Annotated in this window: 30 protein-coding genes; 26 read left to right on the plus strand and 4 right to left on the minus strand. The window is 65.7% G+C overall.

The annotated features are described in order from the left end of the window. Positions 1–26 precede the first annotated feature (26 nt). Both ACOJTB_RS21350 and ACOJTB_RS21355 read right to left on the minus strand, forming a co-directional pair. Entirely contained in the window at positions 27–305 is a 279-nt protein-coding gene (locus ACOJTB_RS21350; protein ID WP_420104532.1) for a hypothetical protein, read from the minus strand. Continuing rightward, a complete protein-coding gene (locus ACOJTB_RS21355) occupies positions 302–943 on the minus strand; it encodes a helix-turn-helix domain-containing protein (RefSeq protein WP_420104533.1) in 642 nt (213 codons plus the stop codon). Before ACOJTB_RS21355 ends, ACOJTB_RS21350 begins: the two co-directional genes overlap by 4 nt. Before the next feature lie 85 nt (positions 944–1028). Between ACOJTB_RS21355 and ACOJTB_RS21360 the strand changes: the two genes are divergently transcribed. After that, positions 1029–1271: a transcriptional regulator gene (locus ACOJTB_RS21360; RefSeq protein WP_420104534.1), complete on the plus strand. Its 243-nt coding sequence runs from the start codon at positions 1029–1031 to the stop codon at positions 1269–1271. A gap of 41 nt (positions 1272–1312) precedes the next feature. Here ACOJTB_RS21360 and ACOJTB_RS21365 read toward each other — a convergent pair whose 3' ends face one another. Further along, positions 1313–1558 (minus strand): hypothetical protein, encoded by a 246-nt coding sequence (locus tag ACOJTB_RS21365; protein WP_420104535.1) that lies wholly within the window; start codon positions 1556–1558, stop codon positions 1313–1315. 26 nt (positions 1559–1584) lie between these two features. Between ACOJTB_RS21365 and ACOJTB_RS21370 the strand changes: the two genes are divergently transcribed. From ACOJTB_RS21370 to ACOJTB_RS21430, 13 genes are all read left to right on the plus strand, one after another. After that, entirely contained in the window at positions 1585–1959 is a 375-nt protein-coding gene (locus tag ACOJTB_RS21370) for a hypothetical protein (RefSeq protein WP_420104536.1), read from the plus strand. Positions 1960–2069: 110 nt separating this feature from the next. Then, positions 2070–2312 carry a DUF2312 domain-containing protein gene (locus ACOJTB_RS21375; RefSeq protein ID WP_420104537.1) on the plus strand — a complete coding sequence of 81 codons (243 nt, stop codon included), beginning with the start codon at positions 2070–2072 and terminating at the stop codon, positions 2310–2312. Position 2313: 1 nt separating this feature from the next. Next, a complete protein-coding gene (locus ACOJTB_RS21380; RefSeq protein WP_420104538.1) occupies positions 2314–2775 on the plus strand; it encodes a RuvC family protein in 462 nt (153 codons plus the stop codon). A 44-nt stretch (positions 2776–2819) separates the two neighbouring features. Continuing rightward, entirely contained in the window at positions 2820–3356 is a 537-nt protein-coding gene (locus tag ACOJTB_RS21385) for an MT-A70 family methyltransferase (protein ID WP_420104539.1), read from the plus strand. After that, a complete protein-coding gene (locus tag ACOJTB_RS21390) occupies positions 3353–3544 on the plus strand; it encodes a hypothetical protein (RefSeq protein ID WP_420104540.1) in 192 nt (63 codons plus the stop codon). The genes ACOJTB_RS21385 and ACOJTB_RS21390 overlap by 4 nt, the downstream gene beginning before the upstream one ends. After that, the gene (locus ACOJTB_RS21395; protein ID WP_420104541.1) at positions 3541–3819 is read left to right on the plus strand and encodes a hypothetical protein; all 279 of its coding nucleotides are present in this window, start codon (positions 3541–3543) and stop codon (positions 3817–3819) included. Before ACOJTB_RS21390 ends, ACOJTB_RS21395 begins: the two co-directional genes overlap by 4 nt. Further along, positions 3816–4073: a hypothetical protein gene (locus ACOJTB_RS21400; protein WP_420104542.1), complete on the plus strand. Its 258-nt coding sequence runs from the start codon at positions 3816–3818 to the stop codon at positions 4071–4073. Before ACOJTB_RS21395 ends, ACOJTB_RS21400 begins: the two co-directional genes overlap by 4 nt. Next, positions 4070–4306: a DUF6525 family protein gene (locus ACOJTB_RS21405; protein WP_420104543.1), complete on the plus strand. Its 237-nt coding sequence runs from the start codon at positions 4070–4072 to the stop codon at positions 4304–4306. Before ACOJTB_RS21400 ends, ACOJTB_RS21405 begins: the two co-directional genes overlap by 4 nt. A gap of 585 nt (positions 4307–4891) precedes the next feature. After that, a complete protein-coding gene (locus ACOJTB_RS21410; protein WP_420104544.1) occupies positions 4892–5710 on the plus strand; it encodes a hypothetical protein in 819 nt (272 codons plus the stop codon). Further along, complete coding sequence (locus ACOJTB_RS21415; protein WP_420104545.1) at positions 5700–6032, plus strand: hypothetical protein; 333 nt, start codon at positions 5700–5702, stop codon at positions 6030–6032. Before ACOJTB_RS21410 ends, ACOJTB_RS21415 begins: the two co-directional genes overlap by 11 nt. Further along, a complete protein-coding gene (locus ACOJTB_RS21420) occupies positions 6025–6486 on the plus strand; it encodes a helix-turn-helix domain-containing protein (protein WP_420104546.1) in 462 nt (153 codons plus the stop codon). The genes ACOJTB_RS21415 and ACOJTB_RS21420 overlap by 8 nt, the downstream gene beginning before the upstream one ends. Before the next feature lie 63 nt (positions 6487–6549). Beyond that, on the plus strand, positions 6550–6750 hold the full coding sequence (locus ACOJTB_RS21425; RefSeq protein ID WP_420104547.1) for a hypothetical protein: 201 nt from the start codon (positions 6550–6552) through the stop codon (positions 6748–6750). Between the two features lie 16 nt (positions 6751–6766). Next, complete coding sequence (locus tag ACOJTB_RS21430) at positions 6767–6985, plus strand: hypothetical protein (RefSeq protein WP_420104548.1); 219 nt, start codon at positions 6767–6769, stop codon at positions 6983–6985. 177 nt (positions 6986–7162) lie between these two features. Here ACOJTB_RS21430 and ACOJTB_RS21435 read toward each other — a convergent pair whose 3' ends face one another. Continuing rightward, the gene (locus tag ACOJTB_RS21435; protein WP_420104549.1) at positions 7163–7522 is read right to left on the minus strand and encodes a hypothetical protein; all 360 of its coding nucleotides are present in this window, start codon (positions 7520–7522) and stop codon (positions 7163–7165) included. A gap of 287 nt (positions 7523–7809) precedes the next feature. Between ACOJTB_RS21435 and ACOJTB_RS21440 the strand changes: the two genes are divergently transcribed. From ACOJTB_RS21440 to ACOJTB_RS21495, 12 genes are all read left to right on the plus strand, one after another. Then, complete coding sequence (locus ACOJTB_RS21440; protein ID WP_420104550.1) at positions 7810–8313, plus strand: hypothetical protein; 504 nt, start codon at positions 7810–7812, stop codon at positions 8311–8313. Between the two features lie 213 nt (positions 8314–8526). Continuing rightward, complete coding sequence (locus tag ACOJTB_RS21445) at positions 8527–8778, plus strand: Acb2/Tad1 domain-containing protein (protein ID WP_420104551.1); 252 nt, start codon at positions 8527–8529, stop codon at positions 8776–8778. A gap of 812 nt (positions 8779–9590) precedes the next feature. Then, positions 9591–9812 (plus strand): hypothetical protein, encoded by a 222-nt coding sequence (locus ACOJTB_RS21450; protein ID WP_420104552.1) that lies wholly within the window; start codon positions 9591–9593, stop codon positions 9810–9812. After that, the gene (locus tag ACOJTB_RS21455; RefSeq protein WP_420104553.1) at positions 9809–11419 is read left to right on the plus strand and encodes a hypothetical protein; all 1611 of its coding nucleotides are present in this window, start codon (positions 9809–9811) and stop codon (positions 11417–11419) included. Before ACOJTB_RS21450 ends, ACOJTB_RS21455 begins: the two co-directional genes overlap by 4 nt. Then, the gene (locus ACOJTB_RS21460; RefSeq protein WP_420104554.1) at positions 11419–11835 is read left to right on the plus strand and encodes a hypothetical protein; all 417 of its coding nucleotides are present in this window, start codon (positions 11419–11421) and stop codon (positions 11833–11835) included. The genes ACOJTB_RS21455 and ACOJTB_RS21460 overlap by 1 nt, the downstream gene beginning before the upstream one ends. Before the next feature lie 62 nt (positions 11836–11897). Next, a complete protein-coding gene (locus ACOJTB_RS21465; protein ID WP_420104555.1) occupies positions 11898–12122 on the plus strand; it encodes a hypothetical protein in 225 nt (74 codons plus the stop codon). 1 nt (position 12123) lies between these two features. Next, entirely contained in the window at positions 12124–13698 is a 1575-nt protein-coding gene (locus ACOJTB_RS21470) for a portal protein (protein WP_420104556.1), read from the plus strand. Between the two features lie 210 nt (positions 13699–13908). Continuing rightward, a complete protein-coding gene (locus ACOJTB_RS21475; protein WP_420104557.1) occupies positions 13909–14673 on the plus strand; it encodes a hypothetical protein in 765 nt (254 codons plus the stop codon). Between the two features lie 11 nt (positions 14674–14684). Then, a complete protein-coding gene (locus ACOJTB_RS21480) occupies positions 14685–15614 on the plus strand; it encodes a major capsid protein (protein ID WP_420104558.1) in 930 nt (309 codons plus the stop codon). A 54-nt stretch (positions 15615–15668) separates the two neighbouring features. Then, the gene (locus tag ACOJTB_RS21485; RefSeq protein ID WP_420104559.1) at positions 15669–16106 is read left to right on the plus strand and encodes a hypothetical protein; all 438 of its coding nucleotides are present in this window, start codon (positions 15669–15671) and stop codon (positions 16104–16106) included. A gap of 28 nt (positions 16107–16134) precedes the next feature. Beyond that, positions 16135–16455, plus strand: a complete 321-nt coding sequence (locus tag ACOJTB_RS21490; protein WP_420104560.1) for a hypothetical protein — start codon at positions 16135–16137, stop codon at positions 16453–16455. Positions 16456–16526: 71 nt separating this feature from the next. Next, positions 16527–17162: a hypothetical protein gene (locus ACOJTB_RS21495; RefSeq protein ID WP_420104561.1), complete on the plus strand. Its 636-nt coding sequence runs from the start codon at positions 16527–16529 to the stop codon at positions 17160–17162. The last annotated feature ends 14 nt before the right edge of the window (positions 17163–17176 follow it).

Genomic DNA, 17176 nt, shown 5'->3' on the forward strand with positions numbered 1-17176 from the left:
CTACTATTCACTATCTAGGTTGTCAACTAGCTAGATAGTGATTTTGCCAGATTATCCCGCTCGCGCACGACGGCGGCATAGTGGGCGCGCTTGATGGACCTCATGAAAAGGTAGGGGAGGGCGAACCCAGCTGCCGCGCAGATGAATAGGGGAAGCGCGATCCGGTCTTCGCTGAGCCGAGCCAGCCCGGCGAACATCCCGACAACACCAGCGTGTATCGGGTCCATCGGCGGCGGCGGTGCGTATGCGCTGGCTTTAGCGACGGCCTGCCGATCGATCTCGACCCAATCAAGCATGGTGCTCATCGCCGGTTATATTTCCCGACCACGCGGTGACAGATCGACCAGGCAGCCCGCGGCAACTCGAATGTGCGAGACGGGTTGAACTGCTCGACCTCCCAAGCGTCTTGTCGGGCGCGCCTCAGCGTCTTGATCGTGGCGAGCGCGTTTCCCGAAAGCGGGTCTTGCGCGTAGAAAATGTGCTCCTCGCCAGACATTGGCGGCAGCTTCGGATTGACGAGCGCGGTATCGCCGGGGCGGTAGGCCGGCACCATCGACTCGCCGGTAAGCAGGATGCCGTAGCCCTCCTTGACGTGCTGGAGCGGCTCGGGCCACGCGGAATACTCGATCGCATCGGTCGTGATGATGATCTCCCCCGGTCCGCCCTCGGCTGCCGCATACACTGGCATGCGGGCTCGGCCGACTTCCGGCAGGAGCGACCGCTTGGGGATGATCTCGGCCGCCGAGACGAATTGCTCGTCGAGTTCGCCAGGATCAACGCCGAGGGCTCGCGCGATCTGACCCAGCTTCTTCGAAGACTCCACTTCTCCCCGCTCGATCTGACCTATGAGCTGCTGGCTAACGCCCGCCTCTTCGGCAAGTGCGCCTTGGCTGCTGAATTTTTGACGGCGAAGTGCCGCAAACCGCATGTGGTCAATACCCATAGCGCAAAGATTACCATTTCTCTTGTGGGCAGGTCCAACAATCTTCCTGTTGACTATCTAGCTAGCTTGTGACTAGCTGGATGGTATGAGCAAAGACACGATCGCGGACGCGGTGAAGATCGTGGGCAGCCAAGCGAAGCTGGCCGCCGCGATCGGGCGCTCTCAGCAGCACATCTCGTTTTTGGCCAATGGCCAGTACGAGCCGTCCGCTGAGGATTCGGTGGCTATCGAGCGTGCGACAGGCGGACAAGTGCCGCGCTGGCGCCTCCGCCCCGACCTTTGGCCCCATCCCCTGCCGAGGCGAGAGTCCGAGGGAGCCGCGGCATGAACCGCTACGCTCCCCTCGCCGAGGCTATGCGCGAGCGCCGGTCAGCCTCGGCGCGTCTCGCTCGCCATGAGCATGTCGCCGGCTACACCGAGTGCTTCTGCCGCAGGCGTTCCCGTATCGCCGTGCTTCGTCATGCCGGCCTTCAGCTCGTGCAGCTCGTTCGCCAGGGCCTCCAGAACCTCGTCGGTCGTCTGATGGTGCGGCGACATGATGACGGCCGCGAAGCTGAGCGCAAAGCCGGCGAGGGCGGCTCCTAGATCTTCTGCAGTGATCGGCTGCGAGGGCATTTGAACTCCAATCCAAGGCGTATTCGATGAGTGGAAGTTATCCCGGCGGCGCAGTAGCGTCTTTCGGCTTCGAGCGCAGCGGTCTCCCCGTTGTCGAGGCGGTTTCGGCTGTCGCACGGCGGCTGTGGCCCAACAAGACGGCCCGTCATCTCGCCGCCCGCGCCGGCACTACGCATCGGGCGGCCGAATACTGGCTCGGCCAGCAGACCGGCATGTCGGCGGATGCGCTCGCCGAGCTGCTGCGCTCCGACGCCGGGCTGGCGATGCTCGAAGCGATCATGGGCAGCGCGCGGCCGAACTGGTGGCCGACGTTTCGCCAGGAGGCCAAGGCCAGCGCGATCGCTGACCGCCTCGAATCCATCCGAGCCGAGATCGACGAGGCCCGCCGTGGGCTGGGTTAGGTCGCTGGCCGCTGACTTCGCGCTCTGGCGTGCCGAGCGCAACGAGAAGGCTGCCGAAAGGTGGCTGCGCGTGTGGCGGCGCCTCCGCCAGATCATCACGAGGGACTGACATGGACGATCCGGTTGCGGGCGATCAGCTCAAGAGCATCGTCGAGCGCATCGAGCGGCTCGAGGAAGAAAAGAAGACGATCGCCGACGACATCAAGGAGGTCTACGCCGAGGCCAAGGGCAACGGCTACGACGTGAAGGTGCTGCGCAAGGTCGTCGCGCTCCGCAAGCGCGATCTGAACGAGCGCAAGGAGGAGGAGTCGATCCTCGACCTGTACCTGCAGGCGGTCGGGGAGACAGCCTGACATGGCAGGTCGGTGCATCCTCGGCGTGGACCCCGGCTCGTCCGGCGCCATCGCATTTTTCTGGCCTGACAGCCCATCTGTGGTCGCTGCCGAGGATGTGCCAACGGTTGGTGGGGCACTCGATCCCGTCACGCTTGCCGCCAAGCTGCGCCTGATGCAGCCGGCGGCTGCGATAGTCGAGCAGGTGTCGGCGATGCCTAAGCAAGGAGTGTCGAGCACCTTCAAATTCGGAATGGCCTATGGGCAAGCGATTGGCGTCATCGCAGCGCTTAGCATCCCCATGCACCTTGCAGCGCCCGGCCGCTGGAAGAAGCATTTCCGGCTGAGCGCCGACAAGGAAGAGGCCCGCGCGCTGGCGCTCCGCTTTTGGCCGGGGCAAGGCCTGTTCGAGCGGAAGAAAGACCACGGACGCGCTGAGGCAGCCCTGATCGCGCGCTTTGGTGTGGAAACGGGGCTGGTGTGATGGAGTGGCCGTTCGCCCCGCTCCCGGCCGGCGCCTTCCAGAGCGTGGTGATCGACCCGCCATGGAAGTTCTCGGCCGGCACTAAATCGCGGCCTCAGCACTATCAGCGGATGACGCTCGACGAGATCAAGGCCCTGCCGGTGCGCAAGCTGCTGCTGCCAGAGGGCGGCCGCGTCTTTCTCTGGATCACTGCGCCGCTGATCCACCGCGTGCCTGAGATCGCGAAGGCATGGCGGCTTCGCTACTCGTCGATGATCCCTTGGATCAAGCTCTGGAACAACGAGGACGGCATGTTCGTCTATGCCTCCTCGATCGCCCGCGGCACCGGCCTGGAGGTCATGGGCAACGCCGAATACGTCGTGATCTTGAAGGCCGGCAAGCCCGCCTCGATCAAGGGGCGGCCGTTCTCCGGCGTGTGGATCGAGCCGCGCCGCGAGCACAGCCGCAAGCCGCTCAACCTGCATCAGGAAATCGAAGCCCGCATTCCCGGCCCGCACTGCGAGATCTTCGCGCGGCAGTCGCGGGACGGCTGGGCGACCTGGGGCAATCAGTCGACCAAGTTCGACACGGTGGCCGCATGAAGGCCCCGACCGTCCATCCCCTGCTTGATCTGACCGTGGCGTTGCCGGACGGCCGCCGCGGTCGCGTGCTCCGGGTCTATGAGGCGTGCCCTGTCGCGTCCGAGCGCTGCATGATCGAGGTCGAAGGCGCCGCGCCGATCGACCGCTTCACCGTCAAGCCGTCCGCTGACCTGAAGGTGGCGCGATGACCGGCGAGAACCGCAAGAAGATCGTCGAGATGTTCAAGGCCCACGTGCCGCTCAAGGACATCGCGGAGCAGTTCGGGATCACGCCCAATCGCGTGTCTGCAATCGCACTGGCTGGCGGCGCAGCGCCTCGCCATGTCCATGCGCGGCAGACGATCGCGCTGAAGCTGCTGCCGGCGGTCTATGACGAGCTGGTGTTCGCGGCCAAGGCGCAGGGTGTGAAGCCTGAGACGCTCGCCTGCGAAGCTATCGCCGCTCACCTCGGGCAAGACCGATGAGCCGGATTGTCGTCGAGCCGATCAAGAATCCGCGCCGCATCGGCAAACATGTCGCTGCGACGCTGGACTATCTGCGCGAGCTCGGCTGCGAGGGCGTCGAGGTCATCAAGCGCAAGCACTTGACGATCTCCTGGGCGTGGGGAGCAGGCCGCCTCTCCATCAGCGCGCCATGCACGCCGCGCGATCAGGATCAGGCAGCCAACTACATGCGGCAGGGCATCCGGCGCGCCATGCGGGAGGCAGCGGGTCGATGAGCGGGAATGGCGGAAGCACTGGCAACCATCCGACCAATCCGAAGCCGGATTGTGCCATCGTCATGGCGGCGTTCGATACGCTGCCGGCTGTGGCCCGCGCCGCTATTCGTGAGGCTGCCCTAGACTGGGACACGCTTGCCATCGCTCGTGCCCTCGCCAAAGGCTTCAACCCTGACGGGCTGCCTCTCTACATCGCAGATTTCGAGCGCAAGCATCTCGCGAGGCCCGAATGAGCGACATCCGCACGATCGTCGCGAAGCTTCGGGCCGCCGGTATGGATGCCGACAGCATCCTCGCGGTCGTCGAGGACATCGACGCGATGTTAGCCGGTGCGCAGGCAGTCGAGCCGGTGCGGACGAAGCGACAGGACCGGAACGCTCGCTATTACGAGGCCAGGAAAGAGCGTCTTAAAGCGTCTGAAAACCGTCTGAATAAGGCGCCTGAACAAGACGCAACTCCCTCTCCCCCCGTTTCCCCCCTTTCCCTTCCCCAGACCCCTACCCATACCCCCCTTAATCCCCCCACACCCTCGGCTCCCCGGCGCGACCGCGGCTGCGCGCTGCCGGACGACTGGCGGCCATCCGACAAGCATTTCGCCATGGGCCATGATCGCCGGTTCGTCGAGCAGCAGGCCGAGGCGATGCGGGAATGGGCCGGAGCCAACCGAAATCGCGCCGTCGCTCGGAAAGCCGACTGGGATCTGACCTTCACCGGCTGGCTGCGGCGTGAGGCGGGGCGGTCGCAGACCCGGGCGCCGCCCCGTCCTGCCCGGCCCTCGTATTCCGATCTCGCCCGCTCTTTCGCCGAGGAGGCACTGAATGAACAACCTGCCTACCACGCACCGAACGAACACCGCGCCGGCCGTGGCGACAGTCGCCGAGCGCGAGATCCTGGTTCGCTATTCGAACGCTCTGGACTGGAACGAGAATCCGCTGGCCCGATCATCGATGTCGAGCCAAGTCGCTCCGACCACTGAGCATCGGGCGTTTCTGGCGGGCCGGCGCCGGGCTCTGGCGGACGCGCTGATCCCAGCCTCGTCGGCGGCGATCGGAACCATGATCGCGTCGCTGCGGTCGGTCATGCCGTCGCACGACAACAGCGACCCGGTGCAGATCGTGGCGATGTATCGGTCGGCACTGTCTCGCTTCCCGGAATGGGCTGTGGCGCAGGTGTGCCGCGCCTTCCTCGAGGGCAGGGCAGGGGGATCGACCACCTTCGCGCCCACGCCGGCCGACATCGCCAGCCGCTGCGAGGCGCTGATCCAGCCGCACAAGGACGAGCAGGAGCAGATCGATCGCATCCTCAACGCTGAGATCCGACACGACCCGACCGAGGACGAGCGCGAGAGGGTTGCGCGTGGCCTGCGCGAGCTCGCTGCGAGCATTGGCAAGGGCAACGATGACGATGACGAGGAGCGCGTGAAGCGTGCCGCCGCGAAGGGCCGCGAGATCTCGATGCGCGGCATGCGCGAGGAGCTCGAACGCCACGGCATCATGGATAGCCGGCCGATGAGTCTAGCTCTGCGCCAGCAGATTGCGGCGATGAAAGAGCGGCGCGAGCAGCAGGACCAGGGCGGGACGGCCGAGGCGGTATCGCTCGGGCCGGACGCATACCAGGAGCAAGACCATGGCGAATAGCTGGGCGGCACCGGGCGTCCGGTGCGTGTGTGTCGATGACGGGTGGGAGGAACTGCGCTGCGGGTTGCCCAACCGAATCCCGATGATGGGGGAGGTGCTGACGATCAAGCACGTCAAGCCAGGCAGTGGCGGAGTGCTCGGCGGCGATATCGGTCACGTCTATCTGTCGTTCTGGGAGATCGACGAGGTGCAGACGGCCGGCGGCATCACGGCTTCGATCGGCTGGATTTCGACGCAGTTCGAGCCGCTCGTCGAGCAGCAGACCGACATCTCGACGCTGACCGCGCTGCTGCAGCCGACGCGCGAGCTCGCCGATGTCTGAGACGGCCACCTTCACTACCTACGAGGCGCTGATCGCCGCCATGCGGGCGCGGCGCATCTCGCTCGGGATGTCGCAGTTGTCCGTCGATGCGCGCGCGGGCCTGCCAGACGGTTACACGGCCAAGATCGAGGCCATGCTGACGAACCCGACCGCGAAGAATGCGCGCTCGATCGGGCGGGAAAGCCTGCCGCTGATGCTCGGGGCGCTCGGGCTGGAGCTGGCGACGCATGCACGGCCCAGCCGCGCATCGAAAAAAGCAAGCCCGCTCAACGTGATGTCAGAGCGCGGGAAAAAAGGGCAAGCGATCTGGAAGTGTCGAACGACTGGGAAGCAGCGGCGCGCGAATGCTCGGAAGGCTGCTCTCGCCCGCTGGGAGAAGCACCGGAAGGAGAAGGCCGCGACGAAGCGGACGCGGTGTGCGGTGCCCGCCAAGCCTGCCTCCGCCACAGTCTGACCGTCGCCCCTCGCGATGTTCCTCCCACTTGCCCGGCCTCTTCGGTCGGGCTTTTCTTTGCGCATGAGCACGCCTTACAGCCTGCCGCTCAAGATCCACAAAGTCTGCGAGAGCATCCAGATCGTCGATGCTCGCGGCCGAGCGATCTATCTCTACGTCGAGGAGGCCGAGCTGAGGCGCTTCGAGATGAAGCGCTGGACCGAGGCGGAGGCCACCGAAATTGCCAGGATCATCGCCCGCGCGTTGACCGGCGCCGCGGGCTGAGCCAATCTCCGCGGCCATGCGCGTCGCCATTCTGATCGCCATCGCTTTCACCCTCTCCGCTTGCGTCAGCCAGCAGGAGCGTGATGCAGGCCATGCCACCCGCTGCGAGCAGTTCGGGTTTCAGCGAGGAACCGAGGCCTTCTCCAGCTGCTTGATGCAGCAGGATAGCGACTGGAAGCGCGAGCAAGAGGCGTGGATGCTCCGCTCGAAGATGTCGCTGCAGGGGAAGCCGTGATCGATCGAGTCGTCTTTTCGCTGATTGCGCTGTTCGTGCTGATCATGGCCGGCGTGGTGATAGCGCGCCAGCCTGGCCCGGCCGAGCGAGCCCGTGAGGAGCGCCTGATCCAAGAGCGAGATGAGCTCGCGGCCGAAAGCCTCCGCTCCTTCCGCGCGCATCAGCAGCTGCAGCGGGTCATTCCTGAGTTTCAGCCAAGCTCGAAGCCTCAGGCTGGTCAGCGCGACGCATAGCCCACTCCGCCTGCTTGCGCAGCGTCGCCTTGCTCGGGCCGGTGCGAGGGTGGTGCTCGGGCTGGATGTCGTCGCGGACACCATGACCAGCCGTGACCCGCTCGGCAGCGGTCATCATCGCGGCGATGCGGGCTGATCGGGCGGCATCAGGATCAACCCGAGCCTGCTTGCACCATCGCCAGACCGTCATCAGGCTCACCCGGCCGATCTGCGCAGCCTCGGCCTGAGAGACTAGGCCACGCCTCAGCAGGCTCATCACATGGCGTTTCATCGCCGCCGCAGCCTCGGTCTGACGCCCTGCCATTGTGTTACGATCTCTAACGCATCGATTTCGTGTCAAGCACCGCACATCGGCGCTTCGTCACCACCTCGCGGCCAACAAGCGCACATGCTGAGACAATGCCCAACCCATTGATAGACAAGAGATAATGTTACCGCGTGTCCGCGTGCGCGCGCGAGGAAAACCCTCTGTGCGGTGCTCGCCGTCACCACCTGAGCCACCTTCCTCGCGCCCACAGCCTCGCCCGCGCTCGTTCCTCTTCTCGGTACCGAGCGATTAGCGAGGGAGCCGAGCGGCAGCGAAGGCAGAGAATGGAATACCGCTCATCGAAGCCTCTGACCGTTCCAGGACGCTCACCGACCGTCCTCGATGTCCCTCGCGTCAAGCGCTTCGTCGACCTCCTCATCGAAGGCGAGAAGTTCGAGGATGCTGCCCGTTCTGCCGGGCTGCTCCTAACCAGAGCTCGACGCCTCATGCGCTATCCCGAGTTCAGGAAGCACTATTTCAGCGAGATTGAGGTGCTCAACGAGAGCGAAAGAGCGCGCAACATTCTCTTGCGCCGGACGCTCCGTGATCGAGGTGTGCAGCCCGACGCGCCTGCGGCGCTCGCCAAGGTAGCGCTCGAAGCGGCCAGGCAGCTCGACGGTGACGAGAAGCAGGGCGGGATCACCATCAACGGCGGTCAGAACGTCATCGCGGGCTATGTGATCGACCTTCGAGGCGATGCTGAAGGCCCTCGTGCGATCACAAATCGCAGTGCAGATCAGGCTAAGCCGTTGATATCGCGAGAGGATGTTACCGATGTCGACGGGTAACACGCGCCGATCGGCTATCCGCTGCACTGCAGCGTGCCAGCCCGCTCGCGTTTCGGATCGAGGCCACCCCCTCGAATCCTGCGCGCGATCGTTCAGGGCCGGGCGGGGGGAAAATGGGCGCGCGATGAGTGATGTCCTACCCCCCACACGCAATTTCCGCCTGAGACATCCGGGGTCTGGGGTGGTTTTTTTTGGTCTCGGACATTTTGGGAGATGACGATGGGACAGCATGGTGGGTTGCCGGTCGCGGGGTATCGCCCGCAGTCGGAGGTGAATGTCGAGCGCGTGAACCTGAACAAGCGGCTCGATGAGCAGGTGCTGCGCGCGCTGGATGTGCTGGCGGAGCAGCCTGACATCGACAAGCGGTGGCTGGCGATCGGCCGGACGTCGATCGAGCAGGGTTTCATGGCGGTGAACCGGGCGGTGTTCCAGCCGGCGCGCGTGGCCTTGGCTGCTGACGAGTGAGCGATTGGGCCGGAACATCCGGGGTGTGGCCGCCAGATTTTCCCCGCCCAGAACATTTCGGGAGGCTGAGATGATCGACGATTGGTCAGATGTGCGGAGGCAGTCGGCGAGCGCGAATGTTGGAGGCGTCCAAGCTTGCAACTGCATCGGCCCGCGGAACGGCGAGCCCCTTTGTCGTTGTGCGATGCGGGGCGTGATCGTGCGAGATGGCCGCTACATCATGCCCGAGCGCGATCTGGGGCCGGTGGTGCCACACGCTGCGCCGGCGGATCGGCGGTGTTTTCGGCCGTTCGACGTCTCCAAATTCTGGAATTTCTGATGCCGACCTCATCCGAACTTGTGAAGCAGAGGCGCGCGACCGAGGCGTGGGACGCGTACATGGCGGGCCTGCGCGCGCAATCGGCGGCGGCGCCTGTGCAGCAGCAGACGAGCGCGCCTGCGGAGGAGAAGCCCCCGCCGGTGCTGGGGCCGGATGGTCAGCCGGCAGGAAAGGGAAGTTGACCATGCGTGAACCATTCGTGACCATTCGTGACGGTGAGCCTCGCGGCGCCTGCGTGGTGCTGGAGGTAGACACAGGACGCGGAGTGGTTGGGTCCAATGTCGTGCCTGTCATTCTCGATAAGCGGAATGCGCTGGCATTTGCTGCGGCTCTCCTCAATTTTGCGGCGGGCTATGAGCGGTCGAGCCGCGACGGCGGGGCAGTTCGTCCGGTGCCGACCGATGGGTAACGGCATCTCCTGGCCGGACAACGTGATCGCGTTCCCGCGGCCGAAGCCGCGCCCTGTGCCCAGCCCGAGCGGCGGGACGGCGGCATGACGGACAATGTGATCAGCCACCCCACGGCCTGGGCGCGGACGGACCTGACGCCAGAACAGGCGCTTCAGGGCGCCGCTCAATACGATTGGGAGACTGTCGTCATCGTCGGGTTTGCGAAGGACAGCGAGGAACTCATCGTTCGATCGAGTGAGATGAGCCGCAAGGACGCGCTCTGGATCGCGGAGCATTTCCGGCTCCACGCGCTGGATCGCCTATGACCACAGCTGACGACGAACTCCTGACGCTACCGCCGAAGATCGAGCGCGACGAGCACGGCCGCGTGATCTATCGGCCCGATGGGAAGGTGCTGCGCGGGTTCATGTTGTCGGATGCGCGCGTGCGGATCATTCGAGGGCCGATCCGCTCGGGCACGTCGTCGATGTGCTGTCAGGAGATTTGGCGGCGGGCCTGCCAGCAGGCGCCTGGGCCGGACGGCGCGCGGCGCACGCGCTGGGCGATCGTCCGCAACACCTATCCCGATTTGCAGCAGTCGACCGTCAAGACGTGGCTCGCCTGGTTCCCGGAGAAAGAATTCGGCCGGTTCGTCTGGTCGAAGCCCATGGTGCACACGATGCGCAAGGGCGAGGTGCATTGCGAGGTGATCTTCATCGCGCTCGACAAGCCGGAGGACGTGTCGAAGCTGCGCTCGACGGAGTGGACCGGCATCTGGTTCAACGAGCTCGAATACATCCCGAAGGAGCTGTTCGACGAGGCGGAATCGCGCGCGGGCTACTATCCGGCGATCAAGGATGGCGGCGCGACTTGGAGCGGCATCTTCGGCGATATGAACGCGCCGTCCGAGGACAACTGGGTCGTCATGATGACGGGCGAGGTGCCGCTGCCGGACGACATGCCGGAGGACGAGCGCCGGCAATACGAGTGGCCGGAGGGCTGGGATTACTTCGTGCAGCCGACCGGGCTGGTCGAGAAATTCGGGCCGGACGGCAAGACGGTCGTCGATTACGACCTGAACCCAGCGGCGGAAAACCTGCGCTGGATCCCGAAGATCAACGGGCGCGCGCTCTATCTCGAAACGATCAAGGGCAAGACCAAGCGCTGGATCGACTCGCGCATCATGAACCGGATCACGGCGCCAATCGATGGCTCGCCGGTCTGGCCCATGTTCGTCGAGGAGACGCACGTCGCGAAGGAGGCGCTGCGCTACAATCCGAACTGGCCGGTCTATGTCGGGCTGGATTTCGGGCGCCGGCCGGCGGCGGTGATCGGGCAGATCATCAATGACCGCTGGCAGATCATCGGTGAGCTCGTCGGCATTGACCAGGGCGCCAGCGTGTTCGCGCCGCGGGTGCGGCGGTGGCTGGTGGAAAACTGCCCGGGTCTGCTGGATGGCGAAACGAATGCCGATCTCGTGCGCGCGGTATCGGCCGGCCGGCTGAAGCTCTTCGGTGACCCGAAGGGTAACGACAAGGTGCAGTCTGACGAGGCGACGGCCTATGACGTGTTCGCCGATCACGGCATGCGCGTCACTGCGGCGCCGGTGCCCTCGAACAACATCCAGACCCGCATCGGGGCGGTCGAGTTCGTGCTGAACGGGATGCGGGACGGCATGCCGCGCTTCCTGCTGTCGCCGGGCTGCCGCGCGCTGAAGATGGCGATGGCCGGCGGCTATCACTTCAAGAAGGGCGATTTCCAGAAGGTCGAGCCGGTCAAGGATCGCTATTCCGACATCGCGGACGCGCTGCAATACCTGCTGCTCGGCGCGGGCGAAGGGTCGGTGATGACCGGGCGCGACCGGCCAGCGAACCGCCCCTCGGCGCCGGTGAAAGCATACCAGGGGCGCCGCTCGCTTCGGCGGGTGTCCTGATGGCGGGCGATAGCGGGCGGATCGGGCTCGAACCCGACATGTGGTTCCTGATTTTCACCGAGCACACCGATCGGCGGTGGGTGGGGTGGCTTGCGGCCGGCCGGTTTGCGCATGTGCTCGCGTTCGGCTGGGTGCCGGATCAACGCGCGTGGCTGGTCTACGAGGTGACGATGAACCGGACGCGCGTCGCGGTCATGCCGGACTGCCCTGGTTCGGATGAGCGGATTGCGGAGCTGCGCGCCGGGAACGTCACGCTGGCGATGAAGCCGGCGGAGGGGCGAGCCCCTTGGATGCGGCTGGGGTTCTGGTGCGTCCCGGCGATGGCGCATCTGCTCGGGCTGTCGCGCCGGCCGCTGCGCCCCGATGCGCTCTTCCGCGCGTGCCTAGCCGAGGGGGCCGAGATCGTCGACTGGTAGGTGTGCGGTGCGGCTGCCGGCTGAGCGCATGATGGTGCGAGCCTCAGCATAGGAGGCACCGCATGGGCGGCTCGATGTTCAGCGGCTCGTCTCAGCGCCGCCAGGCGATGGCAACCGCGACCGCTCAGCAGGCCGAACTCGACGCGCAGAAGGCGGTGGCCGATGCGACGCAGGCGACCGCGCTGCAGGACACGCTCGATCGCGACACAAACCGGCTGCTGCGCGTGTTCGGCACCCGTTCGCTTTTGACCGGCGGCGGATCGCGCGCGCCGGGCGCGGTGCGATAGCATGGCCGGCGAGAAAACCAAGCTGGAGAAGGAAGCGGCACAGCGGCTGCAGGACTGCCGGCGCTACAAGTCGCAGATCGATGTCGACCTTCGCGAGGGCTATTTCTTCACTGCTCCGCAGCGCTGCCGGGATGTCTCGTCGCAGAGTTCGCAGACTGACCGCGGCCGCGAGAGCGACATCGCGGAACTGCAGATCTCGCTCGGCATGGAGATGGCGCAGGATTTCGCGACCGAGCTCCTGAACACCTTCACGCCGAAGATCATCGAGTGGGCGCAGCAGCAGCGCGGCATCGACCTGACCGAGGACGAATGGTCGGACATTGAGGATGACGTGGCGGCGCAGACCACCACGATCTTCGAAGCGATCCGCGCCTCGAACCTCTATGCCGCACTGGCGCTCGCCTACATGCCCGATGCGGCGCTTGGCACGGTGGCGCTGTGGGTGTCGGACCTGCGCGCGCACGAGCCCATCGTGTCCCAGCCCGTTCCGCTGCGCGAGCTGGAGATCAACGTCGGACCCTATGGCGACATCGACGATCGGTTCATTGTCCGCCACACGCGCTACCGGCACCTGCCGGCGCTGCTGCCCGGCGTGGGGTTGCCCGCCGATGTGCAGAAAAAGATCAAGGACAAGGGCAACGAGCGCTGCGTCGTGTCCTGGGGCTGGTGGCGCCTCTGGGAGAAGGATGCCGATGTCTATTGGCAGCACGTCATCCGCGTCGGCGAGAAGCAGGTTTTCGCGGCCGAGCTGAAAGGTGCGGGCTCGTGCCCCCTGCTGGTTTGGCGGTTCAATCCCGACACGTTGTTCCCGTTCGGGCACGGCCCCGCACTGCAGGCGCTGCCGGAGCTGCGCCGGCTCGACGAGACCGAGGCGCTCAAGATCGAGAACGCTGATTTCCAGATCCACTCGCCCTTCATCTACGCCGACGACGGCGTGATGAACTTCGAAAACGGCATCGAGCCGGGCATGGGCTATAAGGCCCGGCCCTGGCAGCATTCGCCGGTCGAGCGGCTGGGCTTCGACTCGAACGTCAACTTTGCCGAGTTCGTGACGCAGGACATCGAGCGCCGGATCAAACGCCTGTTCTTTGCCGATTACCCGGAGCAGCAGGGCAAGACGCCTCCGACCGCGGAGCAGTGGCTGGACGAGATCCAGCGCGCGAAGCGCCGGCTCGGCACGCCGGGCGAAATCTTCTTCAAGGAAGGGCCGGCCGAGCTGTTCCTGCGCTTCAAGTACCTGCTGATGGCGCGCGGCACGATCGACGACATCAAGGTCAACGGCAAGACGGTCGCCTTGACGCCCTACGATCCGACAGAGCAGGCGCAGGAATTTCAGGACGTGCAGGTCGCCGGCCGCATCCTGCAGATGGCGCAAGCTTATTTCCAGCAGACAGCCATGGTCGAGATCGACGGCTCTGCCACGCTGCAGAACGTCCAGCGGAAGCTCCGCGACAAGATCGTGGTGTTCCGCAAGGCCGAGGACATTCAAGGGGCGATCCAGCAGTTCGGCCCGCTGCTCGGCGGTGGTGGCGGCGGTGGGCCTGGCCCGGCAACAGGTGGAGCCCCGCCAGTATGACGCCGAACGAGGAACTGGCTGAAGCCTGGGCTCGCGTGCTGACTGATCGCGGCACGCGCGGCGATGGCGAGCGCATTGCGCTCTGGCTTCGGCGCGAGGTTCTGAAGGTGCTCCCGCTCGGCGCTCCGACCTGTGCGGTGCATGATTCCGAGGGTCGCCGCAGGTTGGCTGCAGAAATTCTGCAGTTCGTCCCTGAGGACCAGCCGACCGATGACGCAGCCGAGCACCGAGACGCCCGCTCCGACCTCGCCCTCCAGCGAGCAGGCCGCGCCGCAAGCGGCGGCCCCGGCAGCCGCGGCGCCCGCCGCCGCGTCCCCGGCTGACAAGCCCTCCCGTCCCGACTGGCTTCCCGAACAGTTCTGGGACGGCGAAGGCGGCGCGATCAAAGGCGCGGACCTCAAGACCCACCTCGACGATCTGGCCGCTTTCAAGGCCGGCGAGGATTCGAAGCGCGCCGCGGCGCCGGAGAAGCCGGAAGGGTACGAGCTGAAGCTGCCCGATGGGCTCGACTTCGGCGAGGGCGTGACCTTCGAGCTCGACGACAAGGACCCGATGTTCGCGTTCGGCCGCGCCGTGGCGCACGACCTCGGCCTCGACCAGCCCGGATTCGAGAAGCTCGTCGGCTCCTACGCCAAGATGCAGGTCGAGCAGGCCAAGGCGGATCAGGCTGTCTTCAAGCAGCAGTTCGAGCAGCTCGGCCCCAAGGCCGCCGATCGCCAGAAGGCCGTCGAGACCTGGGTGAACGCCAAGCTCGGGCCGGATGCGGCGGTGCTGTTCGGCGGGATCACGAAATTCAAGGTGGGCATCGAGACGCTGGAGCGGGTGATGCGCCTCGCCTCCGGCGGCGGCGCGCCGAACTTCACGCAGAGCGGACGAGACGGCGGCCACGCCGGCCCGACCGAAGAGGAATACGCGGCGATGTCGCCCGCGGAGAAGCTGGTTGCCGCGCGCAAAGCCGCGTCCGGCGGGCGATAGGGGGTTAAACCATGAAGACGCTGATCGAGTACGCCAAGGGCCTGGGCACGAATTCGCCCGAACGCCCGCTGATCGAGATGTTCGCCACGTCGTCCGACGTGATGGGCGCGATCCCGTTCGACGGCCTGACCGGCGCGGTCTACGAGGGCTTCCGTCAGGCGGCGTTGCCCACGGTCGGTTTCCGCGGCATCAACGAGCCGTCGACCACCGGCGTCGGTGTCATCTCGCCCTTCCAGGAGTCGAGCTACATCGTCGACCACGACCTCGACGTGGACCGCGCGATCGTCGACCGCTACGGCGAGACCCGCCGTGCCCGCGAAGAGACGATGGCGATGGCCGCGGCCGGCCGGCTCTGGATCGACACCTTCCTGAAGGGCGACAACACGAGCAACCCGCGCGTCTTCGACGGCCTGCAGCGCCGCTCGCGCCTGTTCAACCGGACGATCGTCAACAACGCCGCTTCCGGCGGCGGCCCGCTCTCGCTGCTGAAGCTGGACCAGGCGATCGCGAACACCAACACGCCGACCCACATCATCGCCGACTACGCGACGATGCCGCTTTGGATTCAGGCCGCGCGCACGCAGACCCTGACCGGCTTCGTGATGCAGTCCTGGGACGAGATCGGCAAGCCGAAGATGTCCTACGGCGGCCTCCCGATCCTGTGGGGTTACCAGAAGGACGATCACGCGGCGATGCTGCCCTTCTCCGAGGTCGCGGCCGGCGGCGGTTCGCCCGTCACCACCTCGATCTACGTCGTGTCGTTCCGCGACGGCGGCCTGAAGGGCATTCAGCTCAAGCCGATGGCCTTCAAGGACATGGGCCTGCTGGAGAACGGCATCACCTATCGGACGCACCTGTCCTGGGATGTCGGCCTCGTCGACGAGCACAAGTACTGCCTGACCCGGCTGTCCTCGATCACCAACGCGGCGATCGTCGCGTAACGAACCCGGCGGGGCTCCGGCCCCGTCGTCCTTTCTCGAACATGGGGGCTCGCGATGGGCAGCCGGACTTTCACCTTCGACGCGCTGCTCCAGCTCAAGGATGCTGGCGCCGTCACCTCCTCCGCTGCGGCTCAGGTCGGCGGTTCGAACAAGATCCTCGACATGGGCGCCGCCCGCTTCGAGGGGACCGTCGTCATCGACGTGAGCGCGATCGACATCTCGTCCACGGACGAAGCCTACGACATCATCGTGCAGGGTTCGAACTCGTCCTCGTTCGCCTCCGGCATCGAGAACCTGGCGCAGCTCAACCTCGGTGCCACGGCGGCGCGCGACGGCGGCGGCCAGAACTCGACGGTCGGCCGCTACGAGCTCGGCGTCACCAACGAGCAGGCGGATGTCGTCTATCGGTATGTCCGGCTCTTCACCAAGGCGGCGGGCACCACGCCCTCGATCAACTACACCGCCTTCCTGTCCAACGACCCCGGCCGCTGAGCCGGGGATCATCTGAGGAACTGCGCCAATGGCGAAGGTCAAGGTTTTCGAGAAGGACGGCGACGAGGTGCGCGAGCACCTGCTGGATTCCGTCGATGCGCGCGAGGCACTGGAGTTCGACCCCAAGCGCTATTCCTATGACGACCCGCGCGCGAAGAAGAAGGACCGCGATCCGAACGCAGGCCCGGCCGTGCCGCGCTACAAGGTCGAGCACGTGGGCAACAAGAAGTTCAACGTCATCGACACGTCGAACGACGCGATCGTGGAAAGCGGTCTGGACGAGGCGGCGGCCCGGGCGAAGGCGGCGGAACTCGGCAGCGGCCACGCGACGACTTCGCCGAACACCTGAACGGCGGTTCGGCTGGGGCACTATCGAGGGGGCTGGGCAAATAGCCCGGCCCCTTTCGCATGGAGGGGGCGATGCAGCGTCAGAAATTGAATTGGGATGAGGTCGGGCTTTTCAGCGGATTCCGCAAGGAATCGATGGAGACGTTGGTTCCGAAGCTCGATGCGATGTTCCGAGACATCTACGAGCGGTTGCCTGCCGATCTCGACGCAGGGGCGCTTGCGGCGACCGTGCTGCAGATGGGCCAGACGATCGGAGCGATGGCGCCGACTGCGTTTCTGTCCGGCAACTATACCCTCGCAACCCTGCCCGATGCGACGCAGAACCTGCGGAAATATGCCTGGGTGACCGATCTCTTCGACGGCAACCCGGATTACGTCATCAGCAACGGCGCTGTCTGGAAGCCGGTTCGTCCGCTCGCGGTCAACACAGTGGCGAACGCCAATGCGAACATGTCTCTGGCGGCTCTGGCCAATGCCCCGACGCAGATCCTCGGCGGCACGCTCAGCGCACAGCGCACCGTCACGCTGACCACAGCCCTTGCCTATTCGGGCGCCCGATTTCGGATCAAGCGCGAGGCTGGCGGGCTGGTGAGCCTGCTGGTCAATTCGGTGTCGACGTTGGTGGGCACGCTCAGTGCGAGCACCTGGGCCGATTTCGAGTTTGACGGCACGGCCTGGAAGCAGACAGCCTCGGGCGGCCTGCTCTGATGTGCGGTGCGAGG

Source organism: Allobosea sp. (genome assembly GCF_048595345.1).
GTDB lineage: Bacteria > Pseudomonadota > Alphaproteobacteria > Rhizobiales > Beijerinckiaceae > Allobosea.

Bases quoted from the DNA above. Each gene is read 5' to 3' on its own strand.
- ACOJTB_RS21350 (WP_420104532.1), bottom strand. From the start codon at position 305: ATGAGCACCATGCTTGATTGGGTCGAGATCGATCGGCAGGCCGTCGCT.
- ACOJTB_RS21355 (WP_420104533.1), bottom strand. From the start codon at position 943: ATGGGTATTGACCACATGCGGTTTGCGGCACTTCGCCGTCAAAAATTC.
- ACOJTB_RS21360 (WP_420104534.1), top strand. From the start codon at position 1,029: ATGAGCAAAGACACGATCGCGGACGCGGTGAAGATCGTGGGCAGCCAA.
- ACOJTB_RS21365 (WP_420104535.1), bottom strand. From the start codon at position 1,558: ATGCCCTCGCAGCCGATCACTGCAGAAGATCTAGGAGCCGCCCTCGCC.
- ACOJTB_RS21370 (WP_420104536.1), top strand. From the start codon at position 1,585: ATGAGTGGAAGTTATCCCGGCGGCGCAGTAGCGTCTTTCGGCTTCGAG.
- ACOJTB_RS21375 (WP_420104537.1), top strand. From the start codon at position 2,070: ATGGACGATCCGGTTGCGGGCGATCAGCTCAAGAGCATCGTCGAGCGC.
- ACOJTB_RS21380 (WP_420104538.1), top strand. From the start codon at position 2,314: ATGGCAGGTCGGTGCATCCTCGGCGTGGACCCCGGCTCGTCCGGCGCC.
- ACOJTB_RS21390 (WP_420104540.1), top strand. From the start codon at position 3,353: ATGAAGGCCCCGACCGTCCATCCCCTGCTTGATCTGACCGTGGCGTTG.
- ACOJTB_RS21395 (WP_420104541.1), top strand. From the start codon at position 3,541: ATGACCGGCGAGAACCGCAAGAAGATCGTCGAGATGTTCAAGGCCCAC.
- ACOJTB_RS21400 (WP_420104542.1), top strand. From the start codon at position 3,816: ATGAGCCGGATTGTCGTCGAGCCGATCAAGAATCCGCGCCGCATCGGC.
- ACOJTB_RS21405 (WP_420104543.1), top strand. From the start codon at position 4,070: ATGAGCGGGAATGGCGGAAGCACTGGCAACCATCCGACCAATCCGAAG.
- ACOJTB_RS21410 (WP_420104544.1), top strand. From the start codon at position 4,892: ATGAACAACCTGCCTACCACGCACCGAACGAACACCGCGCCGGCCGTG.
- ACOJTB_RS21415 (WP_420104545.1), top strand. From the start codon at position 5,700: ATGGCGAATAGCTGGGCGGCACCGGGCGTCCGGTGCGTGTGTGTCGAT.
- ACOJTB_RS21420 (WP_420104546.1), top strand. From the start codon at position 6,025: ATGTCTGAGACGGCCACCTTCACTACCTACGAGGCGCTGATCGCCGCC.
- ACOJTB_RS21425 (WP_420104547.1), top strand. From the start codon at position 6,550: ATGAGCACGCCTTACAGCCTGCCGCTCAAGATCCACAAAGTCTGCGAG.
- ACOJTB_RS21430 (WP_420104548.1), top strand. From the start codon at position 6,767: ATGCGCGTCGCCATTCTGATCGCCATCGCTTTCACCCTCTCCGCTTGC.
- ACOJTB_RS21435 (WP_420104549.1), bottom strand. From the start codon at position 7,522: ATGGCAGGGCGTCAGACCGAGGCTGCGGCGGCGATGAAACGCCATGTG.
- ACOJTB_RS21440 (WP_420104550.1), top strand. From the start codon at position 7,810: ATGGAATACCGCTCATCGAAGCCTCTGACCGTTCCAGGACGCTCACCG.
- ACOJTB_RS21445 (WP_420104551.1), top strand. From the start codon at position 8,527: ATGACGATGGGACAGCATGGTGGGTTGCCGGTCGCGGGGTATCGCCCG.
- ACOJTB_RS21450 (WP_420104552.1), top strand. From the start codon at position 9,591: ATGACGGACAATGTGATCAGCCACCCCACGGCCTGGGCGCGGACGGAC.
- ACOJTB_RS21455 (WP_420104553.1), top strand. From the start codon at position 9,809: ATGACCACAGCTGACGACGAACTCCTGACGCTACCGCCGAAGATCGAG.
- ACOJTB_RS21460 (WP_420104554.1), top strand. From the start codon at position 11,419: ATGGCGGGCGATAGCGGGCGGATCGGGCTCGAACCCGACATGTGGTTC.
- ACOJTB_RS21465 (WP_420104555.1), top strand. From the start codon at position 11,898: ATGGGCGGCTCGATGTTCAGCGGCTCGTCTCAGCGCCGCCAGGCGATG.
- ACOJTB_RS21470 (WP_420104556.1), top strand. From the start codon at position 12,124: ATGGCCGGCGAGAAAACCAAGCTGGAGAAGGAAGCGGCACAGCGGCTG.
- ACOJTB_RS21475 (WP_420104557.1), top strand. From the start codon at position 13,909: ATGACGCAGCCGAGCACCGAGACGCCCGCTCCGACCTCGCCCTCCAGC.
- ACOJTB_RS21480 (WP_420104558.1), top strand. From the start codon at position 14,685: ATGAAGACGCTGATCGAGTACGCCAAGGGCCTGGGCACGAATTCGCCC.
- ACOJTB_RS21485 (WP_420104559.1), top strand. From the start codon at position 15,669: ATGGGCAGCCGGACTTTCACCTTCGACGCGCTGCTCCAGCTCAAGGAT.
- ACOJTB_RS21490 (WP_420104560.1), top strand. From the start codon at position 16,135: ATGGCGAAGGTCAAGGTTTTCGAGAAGGACGGCGACGAGGTGCGCGAG.
- ACOJTB_RS21495 (WP_420104561.1), top strand. From the start codon at position 16,527: ATGCAGCGTCAGAAATTGAATTGGGATGAGGTCGGGCTTTTCAGCGGA.